Origin of the sequence: Paractinoplanes rishiriensis (genome assembly GCF_016862375.1) — a bacterium.
GTDB classification, from domain to species: domain Bacteria; phylum Actinomycetota; class Actinomycetes; order Mycobacteriales; family Micromonosporaceae; genus Actinoplanes; species Actinoplanes rishiriensis.
On the sequence record NZ_BOMV01000012.1, the window covers coordinates 148,671 to 174,440 of the forward strand.

The following is a 25,770-nucleotide window of genomic DNA, read 5'->3' on the forward strand; positions in this document are numbered from 1 at the left end:
TGCCCCGGACTGCGGAAAGATCACCCAATTCGGGACGGCGGGACCCGGGAAGCGCTGCTCAGGGGACGGTGACCACCACGTTGCCGACCTTGCGGCCGGTGTCCACGTAGCGGTGCGCCGTGACGATCTCGGACAGCGGATAGGTGCGGTCGATCACGATCCGCAGCTCCTCGCGGTCGAGCAGGCCGCGCAGCTCGGCGAGCGCCTCGTGCTTGCGCACCGAGAAGCCGGTCTTTACCCGCCGGGTCCGCAGCGCGTGCACGTTGTTGACCAGCCCGGTGGTGGGCAGATAGACGCCGCTCCCGCTGAGCACCGGCCGGCACCGTCCGAACGAGCTGCGCCCGACCGTGTCGAACACCGCGTCGTAGCGCTCGCCGCTGGTCGTGAAGTCTTCGGCGGTGTAGTCGAAAACCCGGGCCGCGCCGAGCGATTCGACCAGCTTGACGTTGCGCCCGCTGCATACGCCGTGCACCTCGGCCCCGGCGCGGGCGGCCAGCTGGACCGCGTACGTGCCGATGCTGCCGGACGCGCCGATCACGAGAACCCGCTGCCCGGCCCGGATCCCGGCGAGTTTGTGCAGGAAGTACCAGGCCGTGGTGAACCCGTCGACCGTAGCGGCGGCCTCCGCATACGGCACATCGGCCGGGACGGTGGTCAGCGACGCTTTTTCGGACAGGCACTTGAACTCGGCATTGGCACCGACCCCGAACCCGGTGAAACCGAAAACCCGGTCGCCGGCCCGGTATGTTGCGGCGTCCGGCCCGGTCGCGGCGACCTCACCGGCGAACTCCAGCCCGAGCACCCGGATCGCCCGGCGCGGCCGGACCGGCCCGATGATGACCCGCCCCCAGCGCGGCTCGCCCCGGCGCATCCCGCACTCGGCCGACGTGACCGTGGTGGCGTGCACCCGGATCAGCAGCTCGTCGCCGCGCGGCACCGGCACGGGCAACTCGGCCTGCCGCAGCACCTCCGGCGGACCGTATCTGTCGAAGACCACCGCTCGCATGCCGGCCAGTGTGCGGATCCCCGCCTGTGACGACGCTGAGCCGTTGGTCAGTAGTAGGTGACGCTCACGTGCTCCGAGCGGGGCAGCGCCTGGCAGGCCAAAATGTAGCCGTCGGCGAAGTCCTCCTCCTCGAGCACCTCGTTGTTGACCAGCTCGACCTCGCCGTCCAGCAGGCGGAGCGCGCACGCGCCGCACTGGCCCTGGCGGCAGGAGAACGGCGGGTTCAGGCCGGCCGCCACGATCACGTCGAGCAGCCGCTTGCCGGCCGGCCACGGCAGCAGGTGGGTCTGTCCGTCCAGGGTGACCTCGGCGGTGGCGTCCGGACCGTCGCCCGCGACCGCCTCGAGTTCGAACCGCTCGACGCGCACCCGCTCCGCGGGCACGCCGGCCTTCTGCAACGCCTGCTGAGCGACCACCACGAACGGTTCCGGGCCACAGACAAAGGCTTCGCGATTGCCGTACGCCTGCACGGCGCCGGCAAGTGCGGCGGCCGTCGGCGCCCCGCGCTCGCTGTCCAGCCAGTGCACCACCTCCAGCCGGTCACCGGCCAGGGCGGCCAGCTCGGCCCGGAAGATGACCGAGTCGGCGTCCCGGTTCGCGTACACCAGCGCGAGCCGCCCGGTGCCGCCGGCCAGCACCGACTTGATGATTGCCATGACCGGCGTGATGCCGCTGCCGCCGGCCAGCAGCAGCAGGTCGTCGTCCAGCGAGCCGGGTGTGAACGTGCCGGCCGGCGGCGCCAGGTCCAGCGTGCTGCCGGGGCGTACGTGATCGCAGATCCAGTTCGACGCCTGGCCGTCGCGTACCCGCTTGATCGTGATTTTGGGCTGCTCGCCGGTGTGCGGCGAGCTGGACAGCGAATAGCAGCGCGCCACCGGACCGCCGTCATCGGGCACCCGGACCGTCAGGTATTGCCCGGGCCGGTAGGCGAATGCGGCGGCCAGCGCGGGCGGCACCGCGAGCACGAGCGAGTGCGCGTCGGGCGTCTCGGTGATGACGTCGGCCACCCGGATCCGGTGGAACGGCGGGGGAGCCGTCATCCGGTCACCTCCAGGCGGCCCTCGCGCACCGCGCGGTCCAGGCTGTCGCGCAGGTCGGGGCAGGTGGGCACGAGCGCCGCCGGCCGGTCGCCGGCGGCCGCGGCGAGCCGGGGGCAGGCACCGGCCGAGGGCGTCGTCCACTGCACGCTGGTCTGCATCGGGCTGAGCTTGCGGGCCCGGACCACGGTGCCGCAACTGCCGCACTCGACCTTGGTGAGATTGCCGTCCAGGTACGCGCGGCGCTCGGCCAGCGAGTCGGCGCGGGTCATGTGGCCGGCTCGGCGGCCTGGCGGGCCTGATTTTCCGCCACCTCGGCCTCCCAGGTCTGCACCGCGCGCGCGGTGTCGACCTCGAACTCGTAGCGCGCCACCATGTCGTCGGTGATGTCCTCGACGTCCACGTAGAACTGCTCGTACCAGCGGCGCAACTGGTAGACCGGGCCGTCCTCGGCGCACAGCAGCGGGTTGTCGATCCGGCTCTTGTGCTTCCAGATCTCCACGTCCTGCATGAAGCCCAGCCCGATGCCCTTGGCGAACTTGCCGGCCGCCTTGGCCGCCTGCTCGGTGGTGAGCCCCGGCAGTCGCTTGACGATCACGCCCCACTGGAGCACGAACGAGTTCGGCGAGACCGGGTAGTGACAGTTGATCAGCACCGACTCGACGTCGATGCCGTGCCAGTTGTGGTACAGGTTGTCGATCATGTAGGACGGGCCGTAGTACGCCGCCTCGGACCGCAGCGTGGCGTCGCCCGACTGGCTCACGCCGGCCGGCACGTCCGGCCGCGGCCGGGTGTGCAGGAACTGCGCCGCCACGTGCCCCTCCAGCACGTTCTTGAAGAACGTCGGGAAGGCGAAGTGGATGTAGAAGAAGTGCGCCATGTCGACCACGTTGTCGATGACCTCGCGGCAGTTCGCCCCGTCGATCCGGATCGAGTCCCAGGTCCAGTCGCTCCACTCGTCGCTGAACGCGCCCTCGATGCGGGGGATCACGATGCCGGCCGGCGGCGGCTTGCCCTGCGGGTCGTTCCAGACGAACAGCTGGCGATTTTCCTCCAGCGTGGTCCACGACCGGGTGCGGGCGCGCATCGGCACCCGGTACGCGTACGGGACCGACTCGCACCGGCCGTCGCCCCGCCACCGCCAGTCGTGGAACGGGCAGGCGACGGTGTCGCCCTTGATCGTCCCCATGGTCAGGTCGCCGCCCATGTGCCGGCAGTACCCGTCCAGCACGTGCAGGGCGCCGGCCGAGTCGGCGAACACCACCAGCTTGGTGCCGAACGCCTCGATGGCGTGCGGCTTGCCGTCGCGGTAGGTGTCGGCCAGGCCGAGGCAGTGCCAGCCGCGGGCGAACCTGGCCGGCGGGGCCCCGGTGTCGATCGTGCGTGGTTGGCTCATCAATCGCTCCCAGGTGTGGAACGCGTTGCGATGCGGAGACGTCAGCTGTGGTCCGAAGAGTAGAACGTGTTCTAGTATAGGGGCCGTCTAGGAGCCGGCCAACCCGGTGGAGGGGATCACATGGAGCCTGCCGTCGTTTCCGCGGTGCGCGAGCTGTTACCGGTTCTGCGGGACCGGGCACAGGACGTCGAGGACCGCCGGCAACTGGCACCCGAGACCGTCAAATCGCTCGCCGAGACCGGCTTCTTCCGGCTGCTGCAACCCGCGAGGTTCGGCGGGTTCGAGGCCGATCCGCGGACGTTCCTGACCTGCGTGCGGGACATCGCCGGGGCGTGCGGCTCGACCGGCTGGGTGGCCTCGGTGATCGGGGTGCACAACTGGCAACTCGGCCTGTTTCCCGACCAGGCCCAGCAGGACGTCTGGGCCGACGACCAGGGCATCCGGATGTCCTCGTCGTACGCGCCCACCGGCAAGATCAGGGCGGTCGACGGCGGTTACCGGGTGAGCGGCCGGTGGAGTTTCTCGTCCGGGTGTGACCACGCCACCTGGGTGCTGCTCGGCGGCATCGTCCCGCCCGGCGAGGACGGCGCGCCGGCCGACTTCCGCACGTTCCTGCTGCCGAACACCGACTACCTGATCGAGGACGTCTGGAACACGGTCGGGCTGCGCGGCACCGGGAGCAACGACATCGTGGTCAAGGACGCGTTCGTGCCGGCCTACCGCTCGCTCAGCTTCAACGACACGGCCCGCTGCCTGTGCCCCGGCCAGGAGCAGAATCCGGCCCCGCTCTACAAGATCCCGTACGGCTCCATTTTCTCGTACGCGATCACCACGCCCATCATCGGCATGGCCACCGGTGCCTACGAGGCGCACGTGAGCTACACCCGCGAGCGGGTCCGCGCCGCCTATGCCGGGGTGCGCGCCGCCGAGGACCCGTACTCGCAGGTCCGGGTGGCGAACGCGGCCAGCGACATCGACTCGGCCTGGCTGGCGCTGGAAAACAACATGCGCGAGCTGATGGCGCACGTCACCGCCGGCACCAAGCTGCCCATGCCGCTGCGGCTGCGGGTCCGGCGCGATCAGGTACGCGGTACCGAGCTGGCGATCCAGGCGGTGGACCGCCTGTTCGAGAACTCCGGCGGCCGGGCGCTCGCGGTGGGCACCCCGATCCAGCGGTTCTGGCGGGACGCGCACGCCGGCCGGGTGCACGCGATCAACGACCCGGAACGGGCACTGTCCATGTACGGGCGCGGCGAGTTCGGCCTGTCCACCGCGGACGCGATGGTGTGAGGTGGCGATGACGACGACTCTGCACTTCCACCGGTCCGGTCCGGCCGGGCATCACCCGGTGGTCCTGCTGCACGGCGGCGGTCCCGGTGCGTCGGCGTCGAGCAATTTCGGCCGTACGGTGCCGGTGTTCGCGAAACGGTTCGACACGATCGCGGTGGACCAGCCCGGCTACGGCGGCTCGAGCGGCGTCCCGATCACCGGGCAGTACTTCACGTCGTCCGCGGACGCGCTGCTCGGCCTGCTCGACGACCTCGGCCTCGACCGGGTCGACCTGGTCGGCAACTCGCTGGGCGGCGGCACCGCGGTCCGGTTCGCGTTGCGGCACCCGGACCGGGCCGGCCGGCTGCTGTTGATGGGGCCCGGCGGCCTGAGCCTCAACGTCTTCCACGCCGACCCGACCGAGGGCGTCAAGCGCCTGGCCGCGTTCGGCGCTCCGCCCGGCCCGACCCGCGACAAGCTGGCCGCGTTCCTGCGCACCCTGGTCTTTGATCCGGCCCTGATCACCGATGAGCTGATCGACGAACGCTTCCGCGCCGCCAGCACCCCCGAGGCATTGCAGGCGATGCGCGCGATGGGCCGGTCCTTCACCGACCCCGAGCGCTACGAGGAGGGCCTGCTGTGGCGCGACGCGCACCGGCTGCGCCACGAGGTGCTGCTGGTGTGGGGCCGGGAGGACCGGGTCAACCCGCTGGACGGCGCGCTGGTCGCGCTCAAGCTGATCCGGCGCGCCCGGCTGCACGTCTTCGGCGGCTGCGGCCACTGGGCCCACCTGGAGAAATTCGACGAGTTCAACCGCTTGGCGATCGACTTCCTGGAAGGGGACCGTCCGTGAGTCTCATCCGCTCCCTCGGCTACCTGCGCGTCGAGGCCACCGACGTGGACGCGTGGCGCGAGTTCGGCGTCAAGGTGCTCGGCATGGTGGCCGGCCGCGGGCCCGACCCGTCGGCGGCTTATCTGCGCATGGACGACCTGCCGGCCCGGATCGTGGTGGTACCCGGCGAACGCGACCGGCTGGCCGCCTCGGGCTGGGAACTGGCCGACCCGGCCGCCCTGGCCCGGCTCACCGCGGTGCTGGAGGAGTCCGGTACGGCGATCAAACCGGCCGGCGCCGACGAACTGGCCGAGCGCCGGGTGGACCGGATGATCAGCGTGGACGACCCGTCCGGTAACCGCCTGGAGTTCTTCTGCGGCGCGGCCCTCGACACGCGACCGGCGATTTCCTCGTACGGGAACAGGTTTGTCACCGGCGATCAGGGCATGGGCCACGTGGTGCTCCCGGCGACGGACGATGCCGCGGCGCTGCGCTTCTGGGGCGAGGTGCTCGGCTTCCGGCTGCGCGACTCGATGCGCCTGGTGCCCGAACACATCGGCATGCCACCGAGCGACAAGCCGATGTGGATGCGCTTCCTGGGCTGCAACCCCCGCCACCACAGCGTCGCGCTGGCGCCGATCCCCGCACCCTCCGGCCTGATCCACCTGATGGTCGAGACCGAGACCATCGACGACGTGGGCCTGGCCATGGACCGCTGCGCGCGCAACAAGGCCCCGCTGGTCTCCACCCTGGGCCGGCACGCCAACGACGCGATGATCTCGTTCTACCTGCGCACCCCCAGCGGCTTCGACATCGAATACGGCACCGGCGGCCGCACGGTAGACGACACCACGTGGGTGGCCCGCCAGACCACCGCGCACAGCGTGTGGGGTCACCGTTTCCTGCGCGGCGGCGGGCATTAGTGGCGGCTGCCCCGGTGGGCTTCGACACCCGGCGCTTCCGCCGGGTGTTCGGCCACTTCTGCACCGGCGTCACGGTGATCACCACGGCCGACGCCGCCGGCCCGGCCGGCTTCGCCTGCCAGTCCTTCACCCCGCTGTCGCTGGACCCGCCGCTGGTCCTGTTCTGTCCCCAGCAGACCTCGGCGACGTGGCAGCGCATCCGTTCCGCGGGCGTGTTCTGCGTCAACATCCTGGCGGACGAACACCGCGACGTGTCCCGGACCTTCGGCACCAGCGGCCCGGACAAGTTCGCGGGCCTGGCCTGGCGCCCGGCACCGTCCGGAGCGCCGATCCTGCCGGACGCACTGACCTGGGCGGACTGCCAGATCACGGAGATCCATCCGGGCGGCGACCACGACATCGTGGTGGGCCGCGTGACGTCGCTGGGTGAGTGCCGCGATGCGGGGCCGCTGCTGTTCTACCGGGGCCGCTACACGGGGACGGCACCGGTGTCGCCGCACGAGGTCCCCGAGGTGGTCGACACGCTGCTGGCCTGGCCCCGCCACACCGACTGGATCTAGATCACCGTGACCGGAGGGTAGGCTGCGGCTGACGGAGGCGTCTCGGACTGGGGGTAAGGCGCATGGGCGCGGAGCCGGTGGTCGAATGGCCCATCCCGCCTGCCGAAGGCTACTTCGCCGAGGACCTCGATCGGATCCCCGGCCTTCCGTCGCGCACCGAACTCATCGACGGAACCTTGGTGCACGAGAGCCCGCAGAAGCTCTTCCACGAACGGGTGAAGCTTTCGCTGCCGTTCGCCATCGACATCGACCTCACGGCGATCGATCGCATGTGATCGTCCGCTACCGCAGCAAGCTGGCGGCCAGGCGTTCGATGTGGGTGGCGGGGGTGCCGAACAGCTGGGCCGACGACCATGCTCGGCGCAGGTAGAGGTGGGCGTCGTGTTCCCAAGTTATGGCCAGGCCGCCGTGCATCTGGGTCATCTCGGCGGCGATCGCCTGCAGGGTCTCGGAGCAGGTGACCTTGGCGACTGCCGCGCGTTCGGAGGCGTCGGGGGCTCCGGACACCAGGGCGTCTGCCGCGGCCTCCGCGGCGGCGGTTGCGGCCTCCAGGCGTACGTGTGCCTCGGCCAGCCGGTGTTGCAGCACCTGGAACGAGCCGATCGGGCGGCCGAACTGGACGCGGGTTTTGGTGTAGTCGAGCGTGAGCTCGAGGGCTCGGGTCGCGGTGCCCACCTGCTCGGCGGCCAGTGCCACCAGGGCGGTGTCGCGCAGAGCCGGCAGCGGATTGTCGCCGGGCAGGCGGCGGCCGGGCGTGTCGTCCAGGGTGACCGTGCCGAGGCGGCGGGTGGGGTCGAGGGCGTCGGCGTCCCGGGCGGTGAGGCCGGGCGCGGCGGCGTCCACCTCGTAGAGGGCGTCGCCGGTGGCCACCAGGAAGGTGTCGGCGGCGGACGCGTCCAGGACCTGGTGCGCCTCGCCGGTCAGCCTGGAGCCGGCGGCCCCGACAGGATCCAGGATCACGACGGCGGTGCGGTCGCCGGTGGCCAGGCCGGGCAGCAGGCGGGCGCGGGCCTCCTCGTCGGTGGTCAGCAGCAGCGCCTGCCCGGCGAGGACCGTGGAGAACAGCGGGGCGGGCATCAGGGTGCGGCCCAGTTCGGCCAGCACCACGCAGCTTTCCAGCAGGGTCGCGCCGGCGCCGCCGTACTCCTCCGGTACGGCCAATCCCGCGACCCCGATCTCCTTGCACAGCCGCGTCCACAACGCGGGGTCGTATCCGGCGGGAAGCGAGGCCGCCTGCCGTGCGTCGTAGCCGGACAGCAGGCCGCGCACCGCGTCGGCGAGCGCCCGGCGTTCCTCGGTCTGTTCCATGCTCACCTCGTCAGTTCCGCCATCAGCCGGGCCCGGTGCTGGGCGGACGTGCCCCAGGCCAGTTCGAGAACCCGCACTTTTGTCAGCCATCGGCCCAACCCGTGCTCGTGCGTGTAGCCGATGGCCCCGTGCACCTGCAGCGCCGCCCGCGCGGCCCGGTGCGCGGCGTCACCGCACGCAACCTTGGCCGCCGAGACGTCACGCGCCGTGCCGGTGACCGCCGCCGCGTAGAGCAACGGCCGCGCAAACTCGAGCCCCACCGCGACGTCGGCCAGCAGATGCTGAACGGCCTGGAACGACCCGATCGCCCGGCCGAACTGCCGGCGCGTCCTCGCATACTCGACCGAGGTTTCGAGGAGCGCCCGCCCGGCGCCGAGCAACTGCGCAGCGGTGGTCAGGGCGCCAAGATTCACGGCGCGCTCGACGGCGGCGGCCGCACCGGTCGCGAGGGTGCCGGCCGCGGTGACCTCGACCAACCGCCGGGACGGATCCATGGAGGCGTGTGCCCGGCCCGGTCGTGCCAGCTGCACGGTGTCGCCCGCGGTGAGCAGGATGAGGTCGGCCTCCTCGGCGAGCGGGAGCCACGGTGGTCCCGCGAGGGAGGCGACGACGCGGCCGGCGGCGAGTTCGGGCAGCCATTTGTCGCAGAGGGCGTCGTCGCCGAGCGCGATCAGCAGGGCGGGCACCGCGGCGACGGACGCCGCCACCGGGCCTGGGGTCGCGTGGTGGCCGAGTTCCTCGGCGGCGACGACGAGGTCGGCGGGTGTGCCGTCCCCGCCACCCCACCGGGCCGGGACCAGCAGCCCCGTCACCCCGATGTGGGCTAGGCGCTCCCAGGTGGTGCGGTCGCCGTCGGCCAGGAGGTCGTGCAGGGTCGCGGCGAAGGCGGTCTGTTCCGGGGCCGGGGTGAGGTTCATCGGGGCAGGCCCAGCACTCGCTGTGCGAGGATGTTGCGCTGGATCTCGTTGGTGCCGGCGTAGATCGGGCCGGCCAGCGCGAACAGGTAACCGTCCGTCCACTCCGGAGAGATCTCGGCGCGCGGGCCCAGCACGTCCAGCGCCGACTCGTGCAGGGCCACGTCCAAGGTCGACCAGAACAGCTTGGTGGCGCTCGGGGCGGCGTCCACGCCGGTGAAAGCGCGCATCCGGTAGGCCTGGCTCGCGATCCACGCGTCGGCCACCCGGTCCCGTAGCGCGGGGTCGGCACCGCAGGACTGCCACAGGGTCACCAGGCGGGCTGCGGCGGCGACGTACCGGCCGGGGCTGCGGAGGGTGAGGCCGCGTTCGTGACCGGCGGTGCTCATCGCCACCCGCCAGCCGTCGCCGGGAGTGCCGATCACGTCGTCGTCGGGGACGAAGACGTCGTCCAGGAAGATTTCGGCGAAGCCCGGGTCGCCGTCCAGCTGGGCTATCGGGCGTACGGTCACACCCGGGGCTCGGAGGTCGAACATCAGGTAGGTCAGGCCGTGGTGGCGGGACGCCGCGGGGTCGGTGCGGAACAGGCCGAACGCCCGGTCGGCCACCACCGCGCGGGAGCTCCACGTCTTCTGGCCGGTCAGCAGCCAGCCGCCGTCGGCCCGGCGGCCGCGGGAGCGGATGGCGGCCAGGTCGCTGCCGGCCTCCGGCTCGGACCACGCCTGGGCCCAGACGACCTCGGCGCGGGCCATCGGCGGCAGGATCCGGTCGCGCTGCTCGAGAGTGCCGTGTGCCAGCAGTGTGGGCGCGAGGAGGAACAGGCCGTTCTGGCCGATCCGGACCGGCGCGCCGGCGGCGTAGTACTCCTCCTCGAACAGCAGCGCGTGCAGCGGGGGTGCCTCGCGACCGCCGTAGGCGACGGGCCACGAGACGACCGCGAGTCCGGCCGCGGCGAGGCTCCGCTCCCAGGCCCGGTGCGCCTCGTTGCCCTCCGGGGTGTCCACGCTGGGCAGCGGCGGCGGCACGTGGGAGGGCAGCCAGGAGCGCACCTCGTCGCGAAAGGCGACCGCGTCCGCGTCCAGGTCCAGATTCACTGGGCGGCCTTCTTCATCGCGGCGGGATCCATGCCGGCCAGCGGATCGGCACTCACCTCGGCGTTGTGCGCGTGGGCGACGTGGTGCAGGCCGAAGACCGCGTCCATGCCGGTGCGCATGCCCATACAGTCCTCGCACTGGTTGATCGCGCGCTTGGCCAGCGCGAGGCCGAACGCGGGCATCGCGGCGATCTTCTCGGCCAGTTCGAACGTCGAGGTTTCGAGCTCGGCGCGGGGCACCACCCGGTTGACCATGCCGATCTCGTACGCCCGCCGCGCGCTGAACCGTTCGCCGGTGAAGAGCACCTCGCGGGCGAACCGCGGGCCGAGCACCCAGGGATGGGCGAAGTATTCGACACCGGGAATGCCCATGCGCAGCACCGGATCGGCGAAGAACGCGTCGTCGGCCGCCACGATCAGGTCGCACACCCACGCCAGCATCAGGCCGCCCGCGATGCACGCGCCCTGCACCATGGCCACGGCCGGTTTCGGCATCTCCCGCCAGCGCCGGCACATGCCCAGGTAGACCTCGGTCTCCCGGGCGTACCGGCGGTCGGCGCCGGCCTTGTCGGTGTGGTCCCACCAGAGCGCGGCGCGGCGCTCGAACGACGTGTCGGCGTCCCGTTCGGGTGTGCCGATGTCGTGGCCGGCCGAGAAGTGGTCGCCGGCACCGGCCAGCACGATGACAGCCACCTCGGGGTCGTCCACCGCTCGTCCGAATGCCGCGTCCAAGGCGTACGTCATCTTGGAATTTTGGGCATTGCGGTAGCGCGGCCGGTTCATGGTGACCAGGGCGATCCGGCCACGGGTTTCGTACTGCACCACGTCGGTCATGGCGTCGCCTCCGCGCGCAGCAGGTATTTGAGGACCTTGCCGGAGGCGTTGCGCGGCAGGCCGGCCCGGAACCGCACGGCGCGCGGCACCTTGTAGTTGGCCAGGCGTCCGCGGCAGAAGCCGATCACCTCCAGCTCCGAAAGATCAAAACCAGGACGGCGGACGACGTACGCGGTGCCGACCTCACCCATGCGCTCGTCCGGCACACCGACCACGGCCGACTCGGAGATCCCGGGCATCGCGGCCAGGGCGCGTTCCACCTCGGCCGGGTACACGTTGAAGCCGCCGCAGATGTACATGTCCTTGAGCCGGTCGGTGATGCTGAGGTAGCCGCGGGAGTCCAGCCGGCCCACGTCCCCGGTGTGCAGCCAGCCGTCCGGGTCGATCGCGGCGGCGGTGGCCTCCGGGTCGTCGAGGTAGCCGAGCATCAGGTTGGGCCCGCGCAGCAGCACCTCGCCGTCCTTGTCGCCGATCCGCACCTCGAACCCGCCCGCGGCCCGCCCGCACGTGTGCGCGATGGTGTGCGCGTCGTCGCCCGGCCGGCACATGGTGGCCACCACGGCCTCGGTCAGCCCGTACGCCGTCAGGACCGTCTCCATGCCCAGCTCGGACCACATCCGCTCGATGAGCGCGGGCGGCACGGTGGCCGCACCGGTGACCGCGAGCCGCAGCGTGGACAGGTCGTGTGCCGCGCGCTCCGGATGATCGAGAATGCTGGTGTAGAGGGTGGGCGGCCCGGGCAGCACCGTGATCCGCTCACGCGCGATGAGCTCCATCGCCTGAGCCACGTCGAAAACCGGCTGCGGAACGATGGTGGCGCCGCTGACCAGACAGGCCAGGATGCCCGCCTTGAGCCCGAAACTGTGGAAGAACGGGTTGATCACGAGGTACCGGTCGCCGGGCCGCAGTCCGCCGATCCGGGCCCAGTCGGCCGCGACGGCCAGCGACTGCCGGTGCGCGCTCATCGCCCCTTTGCTGCGCCCGGTGGTCCCGGAGGTGAAGAGGATGTCGCTGACGTCATCGGGCGAAATATCCGGCAACACCGAATCATCGGCGCGGAGAAGGAGGGCGCTCCAGGCGAGCGCGGCGGCGGAGGCACCGCGGGCAGCCGAGGCCGAGTGTCGGGCCGCGCCGGGCTGCTCGCCGGAGCTGCCCGGGCTTGGCAGCTCCACTATCAAGCCGGGGAGCGGCACCCCAGCCTCCGTTGCCGCTGCCCGCAACGCCGCCAGCCGGTCCACTCCCAGGAAAGGCCCGGTCACCACCAGCGCGGTCGCGCCGCTGCGGCCGATGATGTCGAGCGCCTCGACAGCGGTGAAGCGCGTGTTGACCGGCACCAGCGTCGCGCCCGCGCGGCTCGCGCCCAGCGCCGCCAGCACCCAGTGCGCCGTGTTGGGCGCCCAGATCGCGACCCGCTCGCCCGGCCGCACCCCGCTCGCCGCGAACGCCCGCGCCACCACGCCGGCCTGCTCATCCAGTTCCGCGAAAGACCATCGGCCGGCCGCCGGTTCGACCAGGGCGGGCGCCGGTCCGTAACGCTGCGCGGCGGCCGCCAGGGCCGCCGGGATGGTGTCTCCCAACCTGGCCTCCCACGGGTCATCGCGGTCATGGTCAGCCAAGCAAGTGCTTGGTAGGGTGAGCCTACGCGCGGTCCGGGAGGTGGCGCCAGTGGACGGTGACGAGGAGTTCCGCCGCGAGGTGCGCGAGTGGCTGGCCGAGAATCTGACCGGCGAGTTGCGCGGCGCCGGCGGTCCCGGCCGGGAAAACGAGGCGTTTCCGCAACGGCTCGCGTTCGCCCGCCGGCTCGCCGCGGACGGCTGGAGCACCCTCGCCTGGCCGGTCGAGCACGGCGGCCGCGGTGCCCCGCTGAGCCGGCAGGTGATCTTCCACGAGGAATATGCGAAGGCCGGCGCCCCCAGCCGGGTCGACCACATCGGCACCACCATGGTCGGCCCCACCCTGATGGCGCTCGGCACGCCCGGGCAGCAGCGCCGCTTCCTGCCCCGGATCGCCGCGGTCGACGAGTTGTGGTGCCAGGGCTATTCCGAACCCGGCGCGGGCTCCGATCTGGCCGGCGTCACCACCCGGGCCCGGCTGGACGGCGACCAGTGGGTGCTGACCGGGCAGAAGGTGTGGACGTCCCTCGCGCACGTGGCCGACTGGTGCTTCGTGCTGGCCCGCACCGAGCCGGTCCCGCCCGGCGCTTCCCGGCACGCCGGACTGTCCTACCTGCTCGTGCCGATGCGCCAGCCGGGCGTCACGGTCCGCCCGATCCGGCAGTCGACCGGCGACAGCGAGTTCAACGAGGTCTTCTTCGACGGCGCCCGCACCGGCCGCGACCTCGTGGTCGGCGAGCCGGGACAGGGCTGGCGGGTCGCCATGGCCACCCTCGCGTTCGAGCGCGGCGCCGCGACCGTGGGCCAGCAGGTCGGGTTCCAGCGCGACCTGGACGACCTGGTCGACCTGGCCCGGCGCACCGGCGCGGCGGCCGACCCGGCCCTGCGCGAACGGCTCACCCGGGCCTGGATCGACCTGTCGGCGCTACGCGCATACACGATGCGGGCGCTGTCCGCCGCGGAGCCGCCACCGACCACCGCCTCGGTCATCAAGCTGCTCTGGACCCGCTGGCGGCAGGGCGTCGGCGAACTGGCCATGGACGTGCTCGGCCCGGCCGGCGCGGCCGCCGTGGCGGGGGACGCCGACGTCGAGCGGTGGCGGCGGTTCTTCCTGTTCAGCCGGGCCGACACCATCTACGGCGGGTCCAACGAGATCCAGCGCGGCATCGTGGCCGAGCGGGTCCTCGGGCTGCCCCGCCAGGACCGCCGATGACTGGACCGCCGATGACTGGACCGCTGGGGCACGCCCTGCTGGACGGCAAGTCCGTGGTGGTCACCGCGGCCGCCGGCACCGGGATCGGCGCCGCGGTGGCGCGCCGCTGCCTCGACGAGGGCGCCCGGGTGGTGCTCAGCGACAGTCACGGGCGGCGACTGGACGAGGCCGCCGGCAAACTGAGCGGTGAATACCCGGGGAGAGTCTGGGCGGTCCCCTGTGACGTGACCGACGAAGACGCCGTTCAAAAACTGATCAAGACTGCCGCCGACCGGTGCGGGCGGATCGACGTCCTCGTCAACAATGCGGGCCTCGGCGGCAACCGGCCGGTCATCGAGATGGCCGACGAGGAGTGGCACCGGGTCCTCGACGTCACGCTGACCGGCACCTTCCGCTGCACCCGGGCCGCGCTGCGCCACATGATCGCGCAGGGCGGCGGCGGTGCGGTGGTCAACAACGCCTCGGTGCTGGGCTGGCGCGCGCAGGCCGGGCAGGCCCACTACGCGGCGGCCAAGGCGGGCGTCATGGCGTTCACCCGCTGCACCGCGCTCGATGTGGCCGCGTACGGCATCAGGGTCAATGCGGTGGCACCCAGCCTGGCCACCCACCCCCACCTCAGCAAGGTGATCAGCGAGGAGGAACTCGCCGGGCTGGCGGCGCGCGAGGCCTTCGGCCGTGCCGCCCGGCCCTGGGAGGTGGCCACCGTGGTCGCGTTCCTGGCCAGCGACTACGCGTCCTATCTCACCGGCGAGGTGATCTCCGTGAGCAGCCAGCACCCGTGACCGGGACGGTGGTGTGGCGGCTGCGCGTGGCCACCGGTTGCGTGCTGCTCACCGCGCTGTCGTTCCTGCAACAGCCGGGCCGGATCGCGGCCGACACCAAGGTGGATCTGGTGGTCTCGCCGCTCGCCTGGCTGGGGCGCGCGCTGCACGCCTGGGATCCGGCCGGCAACTTCGGGCAGATGCAGAATCAGGCGTACGGATACCTGTTCCCGATGGGGCCGTTCTTCGCTCTCGGTGATCTGCTCGGGATGCCGGCCTGGGTGGTGCAGCGGCTGTGGTGGGCGCTGCTGCTGTGTGTGGCGTTCACCGGTGTCGTGGTGCTGGCCGGACGGCTCGGGATCGGCACGCCCGCGGCCCGCCTGATCGGGGGAGTAGCGTTCGCGCTGTCGCCCCGCATCCTCAGCGAACTGGGTCCGGTCTCGGTCGAGGCCTGGCCCAGCGCGGTGGCGCCCTGGGTGCTGGTGCCGCTGGTCACCCGCGCGCCGGGCTGGCGGGCGCTGGCCCTCTCCGGCCTGGCGGTGGCCGCGGCCGGCGGGGTGAACGCCACCGCGGTGCTGGCCGTGCTGCCGCTGGCGGTGTTGTGGCTGCGCCGGCTGACCCTCGTGATCGGCTGGGGCATCGCGGTGGCGCTGGCCACCGCCTGGTGGGTGGCGCCGCTGCTGCTGCTCGGCCGGTTCAGCCCGCCGTTCCTGGACTACATCGAGACCGCCGGCACCACCACCCGCCCCACCGACGCGGTGTCCACGCTGCGCGGTGCGTCGCACTGGCTGGCGTACCTCTCCGGTGTCTACGGCCCGGGCTGGCCGGCCGGCTGGCAACTGGCCACCGGGACCACGTTCGTGCTGGCCACCGTGGCGGTGGCCGGCTTCGGCATCGCCGGGCTGTGCCGGCGCGGGATGCCGCACCGGCGCTTCCTGATCACCGGCGTGCTGGCCGGCGTGGCGATCGTCGGGCTGGGCCATCTCGGGCAGATCAACGGCCTGTTCGCGTGGCCGCTGCACCAGTGGCTCGACGGCGCCGGAGCGCCGCTGCGCAACCTGCACAAGTTCGATGTGGTGCTGCGACTTCCGCTCACGCTGGGTTTCATCCATTTTGCCGCTACGGCGTTCCGGGCGGTTGCCATGTCCGGCAGGTGGCACCGCGGGGCGCCGGCTGGTGCCGCCGGGGGGTGGCAGGGTGCGTCGCCGGCCGGTGCCGCTGGGTGGCAGCGTGGGTCAGCGGCCGGCCCCGGCGGGTGGCAGCGCGGGGCGCTGGCCGGTGCCGCCGCGTTGGCGGCTGTGGCGGTGGCGGCCGGGCCGGCGCTGACCGGCGGGCTGGTGGGGAACGGCAGCTTCCTCAACGTCCCCGGCTACTGGCGCAACGCCGCCGCGTGGCTGGACGCGCACGCCGGCACCGGGCGGATTTTGGTGGTGCCGGGCGCGCGGTTCCCGAGCTACCTTTGGGGCGCACCGGGAGACGAAATGGTGCAGCCGCTGTTGCGGTCGGCCTGGGCCGTGCGCAACTCGATTCCGCTCGTGCCGCCGACGACGGTTCGGATGCTCGACACGGTGGAGACAGCCCTGGCCGCGGGCCGGGGGTCGACGGGCCTGGCCTCGCTGCTGGCGCGGTCCGGGGTGCGTTATCTGCTGGTGCGGGCCGACCTGGACACCGGCCGGTCCGGTGCGGCGCGGCAGCTGGCGGTGCGGTCCGCGCTGGAGTCGTCGCCCGGCTTCACGCCGGTGGCCAGGTTCGGGCCTGCGGTCGGTGGGCAGCCGGCCGACTCGTTCCTGGACAACGGCCTGGACGTGCCGGTGCCGGCGCTGGAGGTCTTTGCGGTCACGCCGGCGGCTTCCGGCGGCGCTCCCGGGGCGGCCCGCGCGGCGGTTCCGGGGGCTTCGGGGGCGGCCCGGGCGGGGGCTTCGGGGGCGGCCCGGGCGGGGGCTTCGGGGGCGGCCCGGGCGGGGGCTTCTGGTGCGGCCCGGGCGGCGGTTCCTGGTGCGGCCCGGGCGGTGGCTCCGGTGGCGGCTTTTGACGTGGCCGACGCTCGGACCGTGGTGGGTGGGCCGGAGTCGCTGCTCGCGCTGGCCGACGCGGGGCAACTGGGGCCGGGGCCGGCGGTGCTCGCGGGTGACCTGCCGGCCGGGGTGACGACCGGCGGCACCGTGCTGACCGACGGGTTGCGGCGCCGGGAGGTGACGTTCGGGCAGGCGCGGGACAACGCGTCGGCCACGCTCACCGCGGAGCAGCCTTACCGGCTGCGCCAACCCGCGCACGACTACGGTCCGGCGTGGGCTTCCGGGCGCGAGACCGTCACGCGATTTTTGGGCGTACGCGACGTCACGGCGTCCAGTTCGTACGCGCAGGCCCTGCCGCTCACCGGGAACCGGACCGAGCACCACCCGTTCGCCGCCCTGGACGGCGATCCCGGCACGTCGTGGCGCTCGGCGCCGGGCACGGCCGGGATCGGGCAGTGGCTGGAAGTCGCGTTCGAGCGACCCCGCACGGTCCGCCAGGTGCGGCTGACCGTCGACCGGGGCGCCGACGCGATACCGACCCGGGTCACCGTGCAGGCCGGTCACGAGCGGCAGAGCGCCGACCTGACCGGTGAGTCGGTGACCGTGTCGCTGGACGGCCTGCTCGCCGTGGACCGGGTGCGCGTGACCGTGGACCAGGTGTGGAGCGTACGGCTCGGGTACGGCGGGGTGGGCATCAGCGAACTGGCCGTTCCCGGCCTGAAGGCGCACCGCACGCTGGTCCTGCCCGGCCCGCGACCCGCCACCGGCGGCCTCACCCCGGTGGCCGCGGTGACCGGCCCGTCCACGGTGGTGGCCGCCGCCGCGCCGTCCACGCCGGCCTGCTATTTCCTCGCGTCGCGGCCGTACTGCTCATCCGAGGCCGGCCGGGCCTCCGAGGACGGCGGCGTCCTCGACCGCACCATCCCCGGCGCCACCGGCGACTACGACCTGCGGCTGTGGGCCCGCCCGCGCGCCGGACCGCAGCTGTCCACGGCCATCGACAACGCACTGGCCGGCCTCAACACACCCCGGGTCACCGCGTCGTCGGTGGGCCTGTCCGAACCCGCGGCCCGCCCCGGCGCCGCGCTCGACGGCGACCTCGACACCGCCTGGTACGCCGCCGACGAGGACCGCAACCCGTGGCTGCGCCTGGACTGGTCGTCGTCCCAGATCCTCACCGGCATCCGGGTCGGCCTGGGCCCCCGCACGGCCGCGTCCCGGCCGTGGTCGGTGACGGTCCTGACCGACTCGGGCCCGCGAACCGGAACCCTGGACCGAACCGGACTGCTCAAGTTCGAACCCCGCGTCCACACGAACGACATCACGGTCCTGTTCACCGGCGGCACGGCCGCGTTCTCGTTCGCGCCCTACTCGGCCCGCACCGAGCGCCTGCCGATGGCCGTGGGCACACTCGCGGTCCTGCCCGACAACGCCACGGTCGACGGCGACCGTGACACGGTGGTCCGCCTGCCCTGCGGCTCCGGCCCGTCGGTGTCATCCGGCGACCGGGTCATCAAGACGGCTTTCACCGCAACGGTCGACGACCTGCTGCAACGGCGCGAACTCCCGATGCGACTGTGCGGCCCGGACGCCCCGCTGTCGTTGAGTGGTTCCCGGGTGGTGGCCACCGCGAGCCGCTACGCCGAGCCGACCCGCCTGACCCTGCTCCCGCCGAACGCCGGACCCCCGTCCGCCACCCCGATCGACACGGTCCAGTCGATAGACCGGTGGTCCCCGACGTCCCGCGAAATCACCCTCGACCATTGGCCCAACCAGCGAATCCTCCTCGTCCGCGAAAACACCAACCCGGGCTGGGAGGCGCGACTGGCCGGCCAGCGCCTCGAGCCGCTGGTGGTCGACGGCTGGCAGCAGGGCTGGATCGTCCCCGCCGGCGTCTCCGGACCGGTCCAGATCGTGTTCGCCCCGGACCGCCTCTACCGAACGGGGCTGATCGTCGGCGGCGTCCTCGCATTGGGCCTGGTGCTGACCGTGCTGCTGATTCCCGCCTCGCCGCTCTCGCGGCCACTCGAGAGACGTTCGGGGCGGCGGTCCGTCCTGTTGCTTGTCATCGGCGCGGTGGCGCTCGTCGGCGTCGGTGGCTATGCCGCGACGGGGCTCATGGCCGCCGGACTCGCGCTTCTCGTCGCCGTCAACCTGGCCGGCCGGGGCGGGACCCCGGGCGTCCGGCGGGGGTTTCTGCGCGTTGAGTGGTGGGCCGCGAGCACCGCGTTCGCCGTCGCGGGGCTGTTGAGCGTACGGGCTAATGAACCTCATGTGGCCGCGGCGCCGCAGCTTGCCGCCCTGGCCGCACTCACGCTGCTCTGGCTTTCGCTCTGGCGCGGGCCCGCCGCGGGTGGCCGAGGAACTGCAGTGGCTTCTCCAGCAGATACCAGCTCAGCGACGCCAGGATCAGCGCCCCCGCCACGGTGAGCGCGTACGTCACGGCGAAGCCCCGCGGTGGCAGCACCGTCAGCACCAGCGGATGCCAGAGGAAGAGGCCGTACGAGACCAGGCCGAGCCAGCGCGCCACCGGGCCGGACAACGACGACCGCACCGGGCCGGCGGAAACGAACGCGACCGGGGCGACCACCGCGACCGCGACGCCAAGGAACAGCACCATCCGCGCCCCGAACTCGCCCGCCGTCGGCTCGGCCAGGTCGCGCGGGCCGGTCAGCGGGGTGCTCGCGATCAGCAACAGGCCGGCGGCCAGGGCCCAGCAGGTCAGCGGCGCCCGGCCCACGTCGGCGAAGCGGGTCCAGCGGCCCTGCGAAACCGCTACGTGCACCGTGGCCAGCGCCATCCCGGCCGCGAACCAGGTCGCGAAGGACGGCAGCCACATCGTGTGCAGGCCCATGTCGAGCCAGCCGGCCGCCATCGCCGCCAGCCAGCCCCCGGTCACCAGCGCCCCGCCCAGGCACAGCACCGTCACCGTCCAACTCGGACGCCATCGCCGGTGGGGCAGCACCAGCACGGCCAGCAGCGGCAGCAGCAGGTAGAACGCGGCCTCGGTGGCCAGGCTCCAGGTGTGCCCCAGCGCCTCGCGCAGGTGGTGCGGCTGGTAGATCTGGGTGAGCGTGACGTGCCGCAGCCAGTCCGCGCGGGTCGCGTCGGCGTTGCCGGGCAGCAGCAGGAGGCAGGCCGCGACGGTCAGCCAGTACGCCGGCAGGATGCGCAGCGCGCGGCGCCACAGGTAGCGGCCCGTGCCGGGGCGGGGTGCGCCGGTCGCGGCGGCGTGCGCGTGCGGGCGGAACAGCAGGAACCCGGACAGCACGAAGAAGATGGCGACGCCGACGTCCAATCTGGCCAGTACGCCGCCCCACACCGGCTGGAACGTCGCGCCGGTCGCGAAACCGACGTGCGTGCCCACCACGGCGGCGGCGCCGACGGCACGCAGGGCGTCCAGCGCGGGGAGCCTTCTCAGTGCTTCGGAAGACATCGGACACCAGGGCTTCCGCTGAATGTTACGGGGCAGTAGATTGTAACGCGTTCTACTTCCTTGGAGGGCGCCATGAAGCGGCGGATCGCGGGTGCGGCACTCTTCGGGCTGGGACTGCTCAGCCTCATCGTCGCCGCGGCCCTGGCCTGGGTCATTGTTCCGGCTCAGAAACAGGTGCCGTACGACCTCCAGCCGCCGGACGTTGTGGTGGAAGCCTCGAACGCGACGTTTGCGCAGGCCACGACGTTGCCGGACGGTGAGGTGGAGGTGGCCGTCCAGCAGGGCGGCCTGCGCAACCAAACCGGCATCAAACCCGACTACCAAGCGGCCGCCGACCTCACCGGCGACCTGGCCGGCAAGACCCTGATCTGGAACGTGTATCAGGCGACCGACCGGGTCGAGGACGGCTCGCCGGTCAACCGAGCCGAGAGCCGGATCGCGCTCGACCGGGTGTCCGGCGCGGCGGTGCCGTGGAGCGGGCAGTGCCACAACGACATGAAGGAAGTGAAGACCGAGAACGTCGGCTGCATCCCCGGCAACGTGAACTTCACCGGCCAGCTGTACCTGTTCCCGTTCGACACCGAGAAGAAGACGTACCAGTACTGGGATTCCGGGCTGGGTGCCGCGCTGCCGATGGGGTTCGCGGCCGAGGAGGAGTACAACGGCCTGCCCACGTACCGCTTCCAGCAGGACGTGCCGAGCCAGACCATGCCGATGGACGCCGAACTGGTCGAGGGGCTGCTCGGCTTCCTGGCGCCGGGCGCGCACAGCGGTTCGGTGTCGTACCAGGCCAGCCGCACGATCTGGGTGGAGCCGCAGACCGGCGCCATCATCGGCTACCAGGAGAAGCAGCACCGGGAACTGGTGCCCGACGTGGGCACGCCGGTCGTGCTGTTCGACGCGTCGTTCCAGTACGACGAGAAGACCAAGGCCGCGGTGCTCGCCGAGGCCGAACACGGCCGCAACCTGCTGAACATGCTGGGCCTCTACGTGCCCATCGGCCTGGCGGTGCTGGGCCTCATCCTCGTGGTGCTGGGCGTCGTGGTCGCCCGCCGCAAGCCCCGCGGCGAGGAGCACCAGCCCGCCCACGCGGCCGAACCCGAGCCGACCGCCGTTCCGCACGCCTGACCGGTCCCGTGCCGCACATCCTCTTCCTGAACTGGCGGGACACCGCCAACCCGGAGGGCGGCGGCTCCGAGGTCTACACCGAACGGGTGGCGGCCGAACTGGTGGCGCACGGCCACCGCGTCACGCTGCTGTGCGCCACCCACGGCAACGCACCCGCCGAGCAGTTGCTGCCGTCCGGAGTGCATGTCGTACGCCGGGGCGGCCGCCACACGGTCTACCTGCGGGCCGCCCTCGCGTACCTGGCCGGCACGCTGCACCTGGGCCCGCTGACGGGCCGGCGTCCCGACCTGATCATCGACGTCTGCAACGGCGTGCCCTTTCTGTCCCCGCTGTACGCCCGCTGCCCGACCGTCGTGATCGTGCACCATGTCCACCGCGAGCAGTGGCCGGTGGTCTTCCCCGACTGGCGCGGCCGGGTGGGCTGGTGGCTCGAGTCGTGGCTGGCGCCCCGCGTCTATCGACGCTGCCGGTATGTCACGGTCTCGTCGGCCACCCACGATGAGCTGGTACGCCTGGGCGTCGCCCCGGCCCGCATCGATCTCATCCACAACGGCCTCACCCCGGTCGACGCTCCCACGGTCGCGCGTACGGCGTACCCCTGCCTGGTGGTTTTGGGTCGCCTGGTGCCGCACAAGCGCGTGGAGCTCGCCCTCGCGGCCCTGGCCGCCCTGCCGGAGGCGAGGCTGATCGTGGCCGGGCGCGGCTGGTGGGAACCGCGGCTGCGCGAACGGGCGGCCGAACTGGGGGTGGCGGCGCGCACCGAGTTCGCCGGCTACGTGACCGAGGCGCGCAAACACGAAATCCTGGCGTCGGGGTGGGTGGCGCTGGTGCCGTCGGTCAAGGAAGGCTGGGGCCTGACCATCATGGAGGCGGGTGCGCGGGGCACGCCCGCGGTGGCCTTCCGCTCCGCAGGAGGCGTGCGCGACGCGGTGCGCGACGGCGTGACCGGCGTCCTGGCCGACGACGTGGACGACTTCGTAGAGCAGACCCGCCGGCTGCTGACCGACGGCGCGGCCCGGCGCCGGATGGGTGCCGCCGCCATGGCCTACGCGGCATCGTTCACCTGGCCCAATGCGGGCCGCAAACTGGCCGCCCTGGTCACCGAGGTGCTCGCCGGCCGCCCGTCGGTGGCCCCTCACCCGGACCGATCCGGTGCGGCGACGCGACCCGGCTCGCAGTGACCAGGGACCTCACGGTCACGTGCCTTCTGACGCCGGGTGCGCTGGCGGTGAGGGAGGCTGGCGGCTGGTCAGCGGCTGCCGTAGAACGCGGGCGGGGCCAGCGGGTCGGCTCCGGTGCCCTGGGCCTGGTCGGCCATTTCGGTGGCTACCTCCTGGGCGGTGGGGGTCAATGCTCCGATGGCGGCGGCGACGCCGGCCACGCCGAGGACTGCGGCGACGACGGCTCCTACCAGCAGGGTTTTGATCATGACGGGATGCTCCTTCGGATCAGGGCGGCGGCCGCTACGGTTGCGGCCAAGAGGTAGGCGACGAGCACGGCTGCCGGCGCCCGGGACGGCGACGGCAGGTAGCCGGGATTGCGGTAGAGGGTCAGCGTGGGACCGCGGTGCACCAGCGTGAGACCGGCCGGTGCCGATCCGTCCGGTACCAGGTTGGGGCCGGCCGGCGCCGACCCGTCCTGCACCAGCACCCAGTGGATCGAGGGGTCGGCCGGTGAACTGCCGGCGGCCAGGCGGGTTCGGATCTCGGCGGCTGCGGGGCTCTCGCCGTCGATCACGCTGTTGCCGACGCGCAGCCGGTCGTCGGTGATCACGGGGGCGGGCAGGTAGCGGGTGGCGGGGTCGATGACCACCGTGCCGGGGTTCCAGTCGTAGGCGCGGTAGGCCGACATCGGCAGGGACAGCACCGGGCCCGGGTCGGCGGCGACCGTCCGGGCCACCGCCGTCCACTCCGCGGGGTAGCTGACCGGGCGCAGCTTGCCGCCGGCGCCCCAGGCCAGGTCGGGCAGCATCGCGACGGGCAGCAGCGTGAACCCGGCCAGCACCAGGCGTCCGGCCGGCACCCTTCCGGCGATGCGCTCGGCGGCCAGTGCGAGGCAGAGAGCAAGGCAGAGGGCGTACGGGATCAGCAGTTTTTGCCCATCGCGGAGCAGGCCGGCGCCGGGCACGTGCTCGACGGCGAAGCGCAGCGCGGCGGTGGTCGGCGGGACTGTGCCGGCGGCCGCGAGCAGCAGGGATACGGCGGCGAGCAGGGCCAGACGGTTCGCGGTGCCCTCGGGCCAGCGACGGCGCAGGACGGCGAAACCGAACGCCGCCGCGACCAGCAGCCCGATCGTGAACACCGGGACCGGCCAACCGGTGCGGCTGCCGGGTACGGCGTGCGCGTTCCAGATGCCGCCGGTGCCGAGGAGCGCGACGAACGAGCCGCCCCAGTTCTCGGCGCGGGCCGCGAACGCCTCCACCGCCGCCGGATCGGATCGGCCCGGCGCGGTGGTGAGCAGGGCGGCGACCAGCCACGGAGCGTTCAAGGCGGCGACCGGGAGCCAGCGCCGGGGACCGGTGAGCGCGACGGTCACGGCCATCGCGATCACGCCGCCGGTCGGGGTCGCGCTGGCGCAGGCGGCGGCCAGCACCAGCCGGGGGAGCGAGCCGTCCCGGGCGGCGGCCACCAGCCAGGGCAGGGCCGCGTAGCAGAGCAGCAGACCCCAGTGGCCGAGCAGCAGGCGTTCGGCCAGGAAAGGCGTCCAGGCGTACGCGACGGCGGCCACCAGGCGGGTTCCGGTGCGCCGGGCGGGCACCAGGCGGTAGGCGCCGAGCACCGCGGCGGCCAGGATCGCGGCCAGCACCGCCCGCTGCACCAGCCAGCCCGGCACGGCCAGCGCGGACAACCCGACCAGGGCGTCCAGAGGAACGGCCCGGGGCAGCGTGCCGCCGGGAGCCAGCAGGTCGGCCCGAAGCGGCTGCCTCGGCACGAAGACCATGTCGTACCGCAGCACGTACCCGGACCGGACCAGCGGCGCCAGCACCGCCACCACCACAAACGCGGCGCAGCAATACCGGACAAGGCGGTCCCGGCCCGGTAACCTCCCGTGCGGAGGCACAGTGGACTCTTCACCACGCCGGGGCGCCGCCGCGCTGGGCCGGGCCGGCCTGCTCGTCACGGTCGCGAACGCCGCCGCCAACCTGCTGGCGTACGTGGTCCCGGTGCTGGGCGCCCGCCGGCTGGCGCCGGCCGACCTGGGCGCGCTCGCCACCTGTCTGGCCCTGGTCGCCATCGCCACGATCCCCGGCATCGGCCTGCAGACCGCGGTCGCGGTGGCCGTCGCCAAGGCGGGCAGCCGGGTGTCGGCGGCGCGCTGGACCGTGCTGGTGGCGGCCGGCTGCGGCGGCGCGATGCTGCTGGCGACCCCGCTGCTGGCCGCGCTGCTCCGGTTGCCGCTGGCGGTGCCGCCGCTGCTGGCGCTGATGGTGGTTCCGGCGGTGCTGGCCGGCTGGCCGCTGGGCCTGCTCCAGGGCGGCGAACGCTTCGGCCGCCTCGCGATCGGGACCGTGCTGCTGGCCGTCGGCCGGTATGTCGGCGTGGTGGCCGGGTTGGCCGTGGGGGTGGGACTGACGGGTTCGCTGGCGCTGGGCGCGCTGGTGGCATGGTCGGTGCTGCCGCCGCTGGCGTGGCTGGCGTTCGGCTCGCCGACCCGGCGGCGGGCACCCGCCGCGCCCGGCACCGCAGCTTCACCGCCGGTTGGGCCGGAGGCGGCGCCGGGCGCGATTTCCGCCGCCGGCGCGTTGCGCGGGCGGGCGGTGTTCGCGGCGGCTAGCGCCTCGCTGGCCATTCTTGTGGTCTCCTATGCCGATCTCCTGCTGGCGCGGCGGCTGCTGCCGCCCGGCGAGTCGGGCGCGTATGCGGTCGGTGCGGTGCTCACCCGGGCGGCCATCTGGGCACCGCAGGTCGTCACGATCGTGGCGTTGCCCTGGCTGGCCCGCGGACGTTCGGCGGCGTTGCGAGTGGGCTTGGCGCTGCTCGCCGCCGCCGGTCTGGTACTGGTCGCCGGGACGGCCGTCGCGAGTGAACTGGCGGTGCGCGCGGTGGGCGGTGACCGATACGCCGGCCTGGCCCGGTACGCGCCGTATTTCGTCACGGCCGGTGCGCTGTATGCGATCACGGTCTTTCTGCTCAACGCGCGGATCGCCGCCGGTGCCCGCCGGCCCGCGGCGGGGGTGTGGGTGGTGGTGGTCGTGCTGGTCGGGGTGGCCGCGGTCGTCCGGCCGTCGACCGTCGGGCAGCTGCTGGCGTGCGCGGTCGCCGCCGCCGCGGCCACCGTGGCGGTGACCGGCGCGGCGGTCTGGCGGTCGGCGAGGCGCGTCCGGGAGGCCGCCACTGTGCCCGGGTAGAAGGCGGGGCCCGGGTAGAAGGCGGGGCCCGGGTAGAAGGCGGGGCCCGGGTAGAAGGCGGGGCCCGGGTAGAAGGCGGGGCCC

At 73.0% G+C, this 25,770-nt stretch carries 23 protein-coding genes; 11 read left to right on the plus strand and 12 right to left on the minus strand.

Going from position 1 to position 25,770, the window contains the following annotated elements; all coding sequences use genetic code 11:
* Nucleotides 1-58: 58 nt before the first annotated feature.
* Genes Ari01nite_RS09025 through Ari01nite_RS09040 form a run of 4 tightly spaced genes read right to left on the minus strand, consistent with a single transcriptional unit; the run spans nt 59 to nt 3,439 of the window.
* Nucleotides 59-1,006 carry an NAD(P)-dependent alcohol dehydrogenase gene (locus tag Ari01nite_RS09025; protein ID WP_203780658.1) on the minus strand — a complete coding sequence of 316 codons (948 nt, stop codon included), beginning with the start codon at nt 1,004-1,006 and terminating at the stop codon, nt 59-61.
* Between the two features lie 47 nt (nt 1,007-1,053).
* Nucleotides 1,054-2,046: a ferredoxin--NADP reductase gene (locus Ari01nite_RS09030; RefSeq protein WP_203780659.1), complete on the minus strand. Its 993-nt coding sequence runs from the start codon at nt 2,044-2,046 to the stop codon at nt 1,054-1,056.
* Nucleotides 2,043-2,315: a hypothetical protein gene (locus Ari01nite_RS09035; protein ID WP_203780660.1), complete on the minus strand. Its 273-nt coding sequence runs from the start codon at nt 2,313-2,315 to the stop codon at nt 2,043-2,045. Before Ari01nite_RS09035 ends, Ari01nite_RS09030 begins: the two co-directional genes overlap by 4 nt.
* Nucleotides 2,312-3,439, minus strand: coding sequence for a 3-ketosteroid-9-alpha-monooxygenase, oxygenase component (locus Ari01nite_RS09040; RefSeq protein WP_203780661.1), 1,128 nt, complete (start codon nt 3,437-3,439; stop codon nt 2,312-2,314). Before Ari01nite_RS09040 ends, Ari01nite_RS09035 begins: the two co-directional genes overlap by 4 nt.
* A gap of 120 nt (nt 3,440-3,559) precedes the next feature.
* Between Ari01nite_RS09040 and hsaA the strand changes: the two genes are divergently transcribed.
* The 5 genes from hsaA to Ari01nite_RS09065 all read left to right on the plus strand — a co-directional run bounded on the left by hsaA (nt 3,560) and on the right by Ari01nite_RS09065 (nt 7,298).
* Nucleotides 3,560-4,729: a 3-hydroxy-9,10-secoandrosta-1,3,5(10)-triene-9,17-dione monooxygenase oxygenase subunit gene (hsaA, locus tag Ari01nite_RS09045; protein WP_203780662.1), complete on the plus strand. Its 1,170-nt coding sequence runs from the start codon at nt 3,560-3,562 to the stop codon at nt 4,727-4,729.
* A 7-nt stretch (nt 4,730-4,736) separates the two neighbouring features.
* A complete protein-coding gene (gene hsaD / locus Ari01nite_RS09050; protein ID WP_203780663.1) occupies nt 4,737-5,561 on the plus strand; it encodes a 4,5:9,10-diseco-3-hydroxy-5,9,17-trioxoandrosta-1(10),2-diene-4-oate hydrolase in 825 nt (274 codons plus the stop codon).
* Nucleotides 5,558-6,463 (plus strand): iron-dependent extradiol dioxygenase HsaC, encoded by a 906-nt coding sequence (hsaC, locus tag Ari01nite_RS09055; RefSeq protein WP_203780664.1) that lies wholly within the window; start codon nt 5,558-5,560, stop codon nt 6,461-6,463. The genes hsaD and hsaC overlap by 4 nt, the downstream gene beginning before the upstream one ends.
* On the plus strand, nt 6,463-7,023 hold the full coding sequence (gene hsaB, locus Ari01nite_RS09060; RefSeq protein ID WP_239162595.1) for a 3-hydroxy-9,10-secoandrosta-1,3,5(10)-triene-9,17-dione monooxygenase reductase subunit: 561 nt from the start codon (nt 6,463-6,465) through the stop codon (nt 7,021-7,023). Before hsaC ends, hsaB begins: the two co-directional genes overlap by 1 nt.
* Before the next feature lie 62 nt (nt 7,024-7,085).
* On the plus strand, nt 7,086-7,298 hold the full coding sequence (locus Ari01nite_RS09065; RefSeq protein WP_203780665.1) for a hypothetical protein: 213 nt from the start codon (nt 7,086-7,088) through the stop codon (nt 7,296-7,298).
* A 7-nt stretch (nt 7,299-7,305) separates the two neighbouring features.
* Here the strand turns inward: Ari01nite_RS09065 and Ari01nite_RS09070 are convergent, their stop codons facing one another.
* The 5 genes from Ari01nite_RS09070 to Ari01nite_RS09090 are packed head-to-tail and all read right to left on the minus strand — an operon-like array spanning nt 7,306 to nt 12,749.
* Nucleotides 7,306-8,331 carry an acyl-CoA dehydrogenase family protein gene (locus tag Ari01nite_RS09070; RefSeq protein ID WP_203780666.1) on the minus strand — a complete coding sequence of 342 codons (1,026 nt, stop codon included), beginning with the start codon at nt 8,329-8,331 and terminating at the stop codon, nt 7,306-7,308.
* A gap of 2 nt (nt 8,332-8,333) precedes the next feature.
* Nucleotides 8,334-9,248, minus strand: a complete 915-nt coding sequence (locus Ari01nite_RS09075) for an acyl-CoA dehydrogenase family protein (RefSeq protein ID WP_203780667.1) — start codon at nt 9,246-9,248, stop codon at nt 8,334-8,336.
* A complete protein-coding gene (locus Ari01nite_RS09080) occupies nt 9,245-10,339 on the minus strand; it encodes an acyl-CoA dehydrogenase family protein (protein ID WP_203780668.1) in 1,095 nt (364 codons plus the stop codon). Before Ari01nite_RS09080 ends, Ari01nite_RS09075 begins: the two co-directional genes overlap by 4 nt.
* Nucleotides 10,336-11,172 (minus strand): enoyl-CoA hydratase, encoded by an 837-nt coding sequence (locus Ari01nite_RS09085; RefSeq protein ID WP_203780669.1) that lies wholly within the window; start codon nt 11,170-11,172, stop codon nt 10,336-10,338. The genes Ari01nite_RS09080 and Ari01nite_RS09085 overlap by 4 nt, the downstream gene beginning before the upstream one ends.
* Nucleotides 11,169-12,749 carry a FadD3 family acyl-CoA ligase gene (locus Ari01nite_RS09090; RefSeq protein ID WP_203780670.1) on the minus strand — a complete coding sequence of 527 codons (1,581 nt, stop codon included), beginning with the start codon at nt 12,747-12,749 and terminating at the stop codon, nt 11,169-11,171. Before Ari01nite_RS09090 ends, Ari01nite_RS09085 begins: the two co-directional genes overlap by 4 nt.
* A 55-nt stretch (nt 12,750-12,804) precedes the next feature.
* Here Ari01nite_RS09090 and Ari01nite_RS09095 point away from each other — a divergent pair, with 55 nt between their 5' ends.
* The 3 genes from Ari01nite_RS09095 to Ari01nite_RS09105 are packed head-to-tail and all read left to right on the plus strand — an operon-like array spanning nt 12,805 to nt 19,204.
* Nucleotides 12,805-13,998, plus strand: coding sequence for an acyl-CoA dehydrogenase family protein (locus Ari01nite_RS09095; RefSeq protein ID WP_239162596.1), 1,194 nt, complete (start codon nt 12,805-12,807; stop codon nt 13,996-13,998).
* Between the two features lie 11 nt (nt 13,999-14,009).
* On the plus strand, nt 14,010-14,780 hold the full coding sequence (locus Ari01nite_RS09100) for an SDR family oxidoreductase (RefSeq protein WP_239162597.1): 771 nt from the start codon (nt 14,010-14,012) through the stop codon (nt 14,778-14,780).
* Entirely contained in the window at nt 14,777-19,204 is a 4,428-nt protein-coding gene (locus Ari01nite_RS09105) for an alpha-(1->3)-arabinofuranosyltransferase domain-containing protein (protein ID WP_203780673.1), read from the plus strand. The genes Ari01nite_RS09100 and Ari01nite_RS09105 overlap by 4 nt, the downstream gene beginning before the upstream one ends.
* Here Ari01nite_RS09105 and Ari01nite_RS09110 read toward each other — a convergent pair.
* Nucleotides 19,086-20,210: an acyltransferase family protein gene (locus Ari01nite_RS09110; protein WP_203780674.1), complete on the minus strand. Its 1,125-nt coding sequence runs from the start codon at nt 20,208-20,210 to the stop codon at nt 19,086-19,088. The two genes, Ari01nite_RS09105 and Ari01nite_RS09110, sit on opposite strands and share 119 nt — an antisense overlap.
* 72 nt (nt 20,211-20,282) lie before the next feature.
* On the opposite strand from Ari01nite_RS09110, the gene pgfA reads away from it, so the two are divergent.
* Together pgfA and Ari01nite_RS09120 are read left to right on the plus strand one after the other, a co-directional pair.
* Entirely contained in the window at nt 20,283-21,338 is a 1,056-nt protein-coding gene (pgfA, locus tag Ari01nite_RS09115; protein WP_203780675.1) for a cell envelope lipid trafficking protein PgfA, read from the plus strand.
* A gap of 8 nt (nt 21,339-21,346) precedes the next feature.
* Nucleotides 21,347-22,519, plus strand: coding sequence for a glycosyltransferase family 4 protein (locus Ari01nite_RS09120; protein ID WP_239162598.1), 1,173 nt, complete (start codon nt 21,347-21,349; stop codon nt 22,517-22,519).
* Nucleotides 22,520-22,587: 68 nt separating this feature from the next.
* On the opposite strand, the gene Ari01nite_RS09125 is transcribed toward Ari01nite_RS09120, so the two are convergent.
* Complete coding sequence (locus tag Ari01nite_RS09125; protein WP_203780676.1) at nt 22,588-22,767, minus strand: hypothetical protein; 180 nt, start codon at nt 22,765-22,767, stop codon at nt 22,588-22,590.
* Nucleotides 22,764-24,398 carry an MmpA family trehalose lipid delivery protein gene (locus tag Ari01nite_RS09130; RefSeq protein WP_498371174.1) on the minus strand — a complete coding sequence of 545 codons (1,635 nt, stop codon included), beginning with the start codon at nt 24,396-24,398 and terminating at the stop codon, nt 22,764-22,766. Before Ari01nite_RS09130 ends, Ari01nite_RS09125 begins: the two co-directional genes overlap by 4 nt.
* Nucleotide 24,399: 1 nt before the next feature.
* On the opposite strand from Ari01nite_RS09130, the gene Ari01nite_RS09135 reads away from it, so the two are divergent.
* Complete coding sequence (locus Ari01nite_RS09135) at nt 24,400-25,686, plus strand: oligosaccharide flippase family protein (protein ID WP_239162599.1); 1,287 nt, start codon at nt 24,400-24,402, stop codon at nt 25,684-25,686.
* The last annotated feature ends 84 nt before the right edge of the window (nt 25,687-25,770 follow it).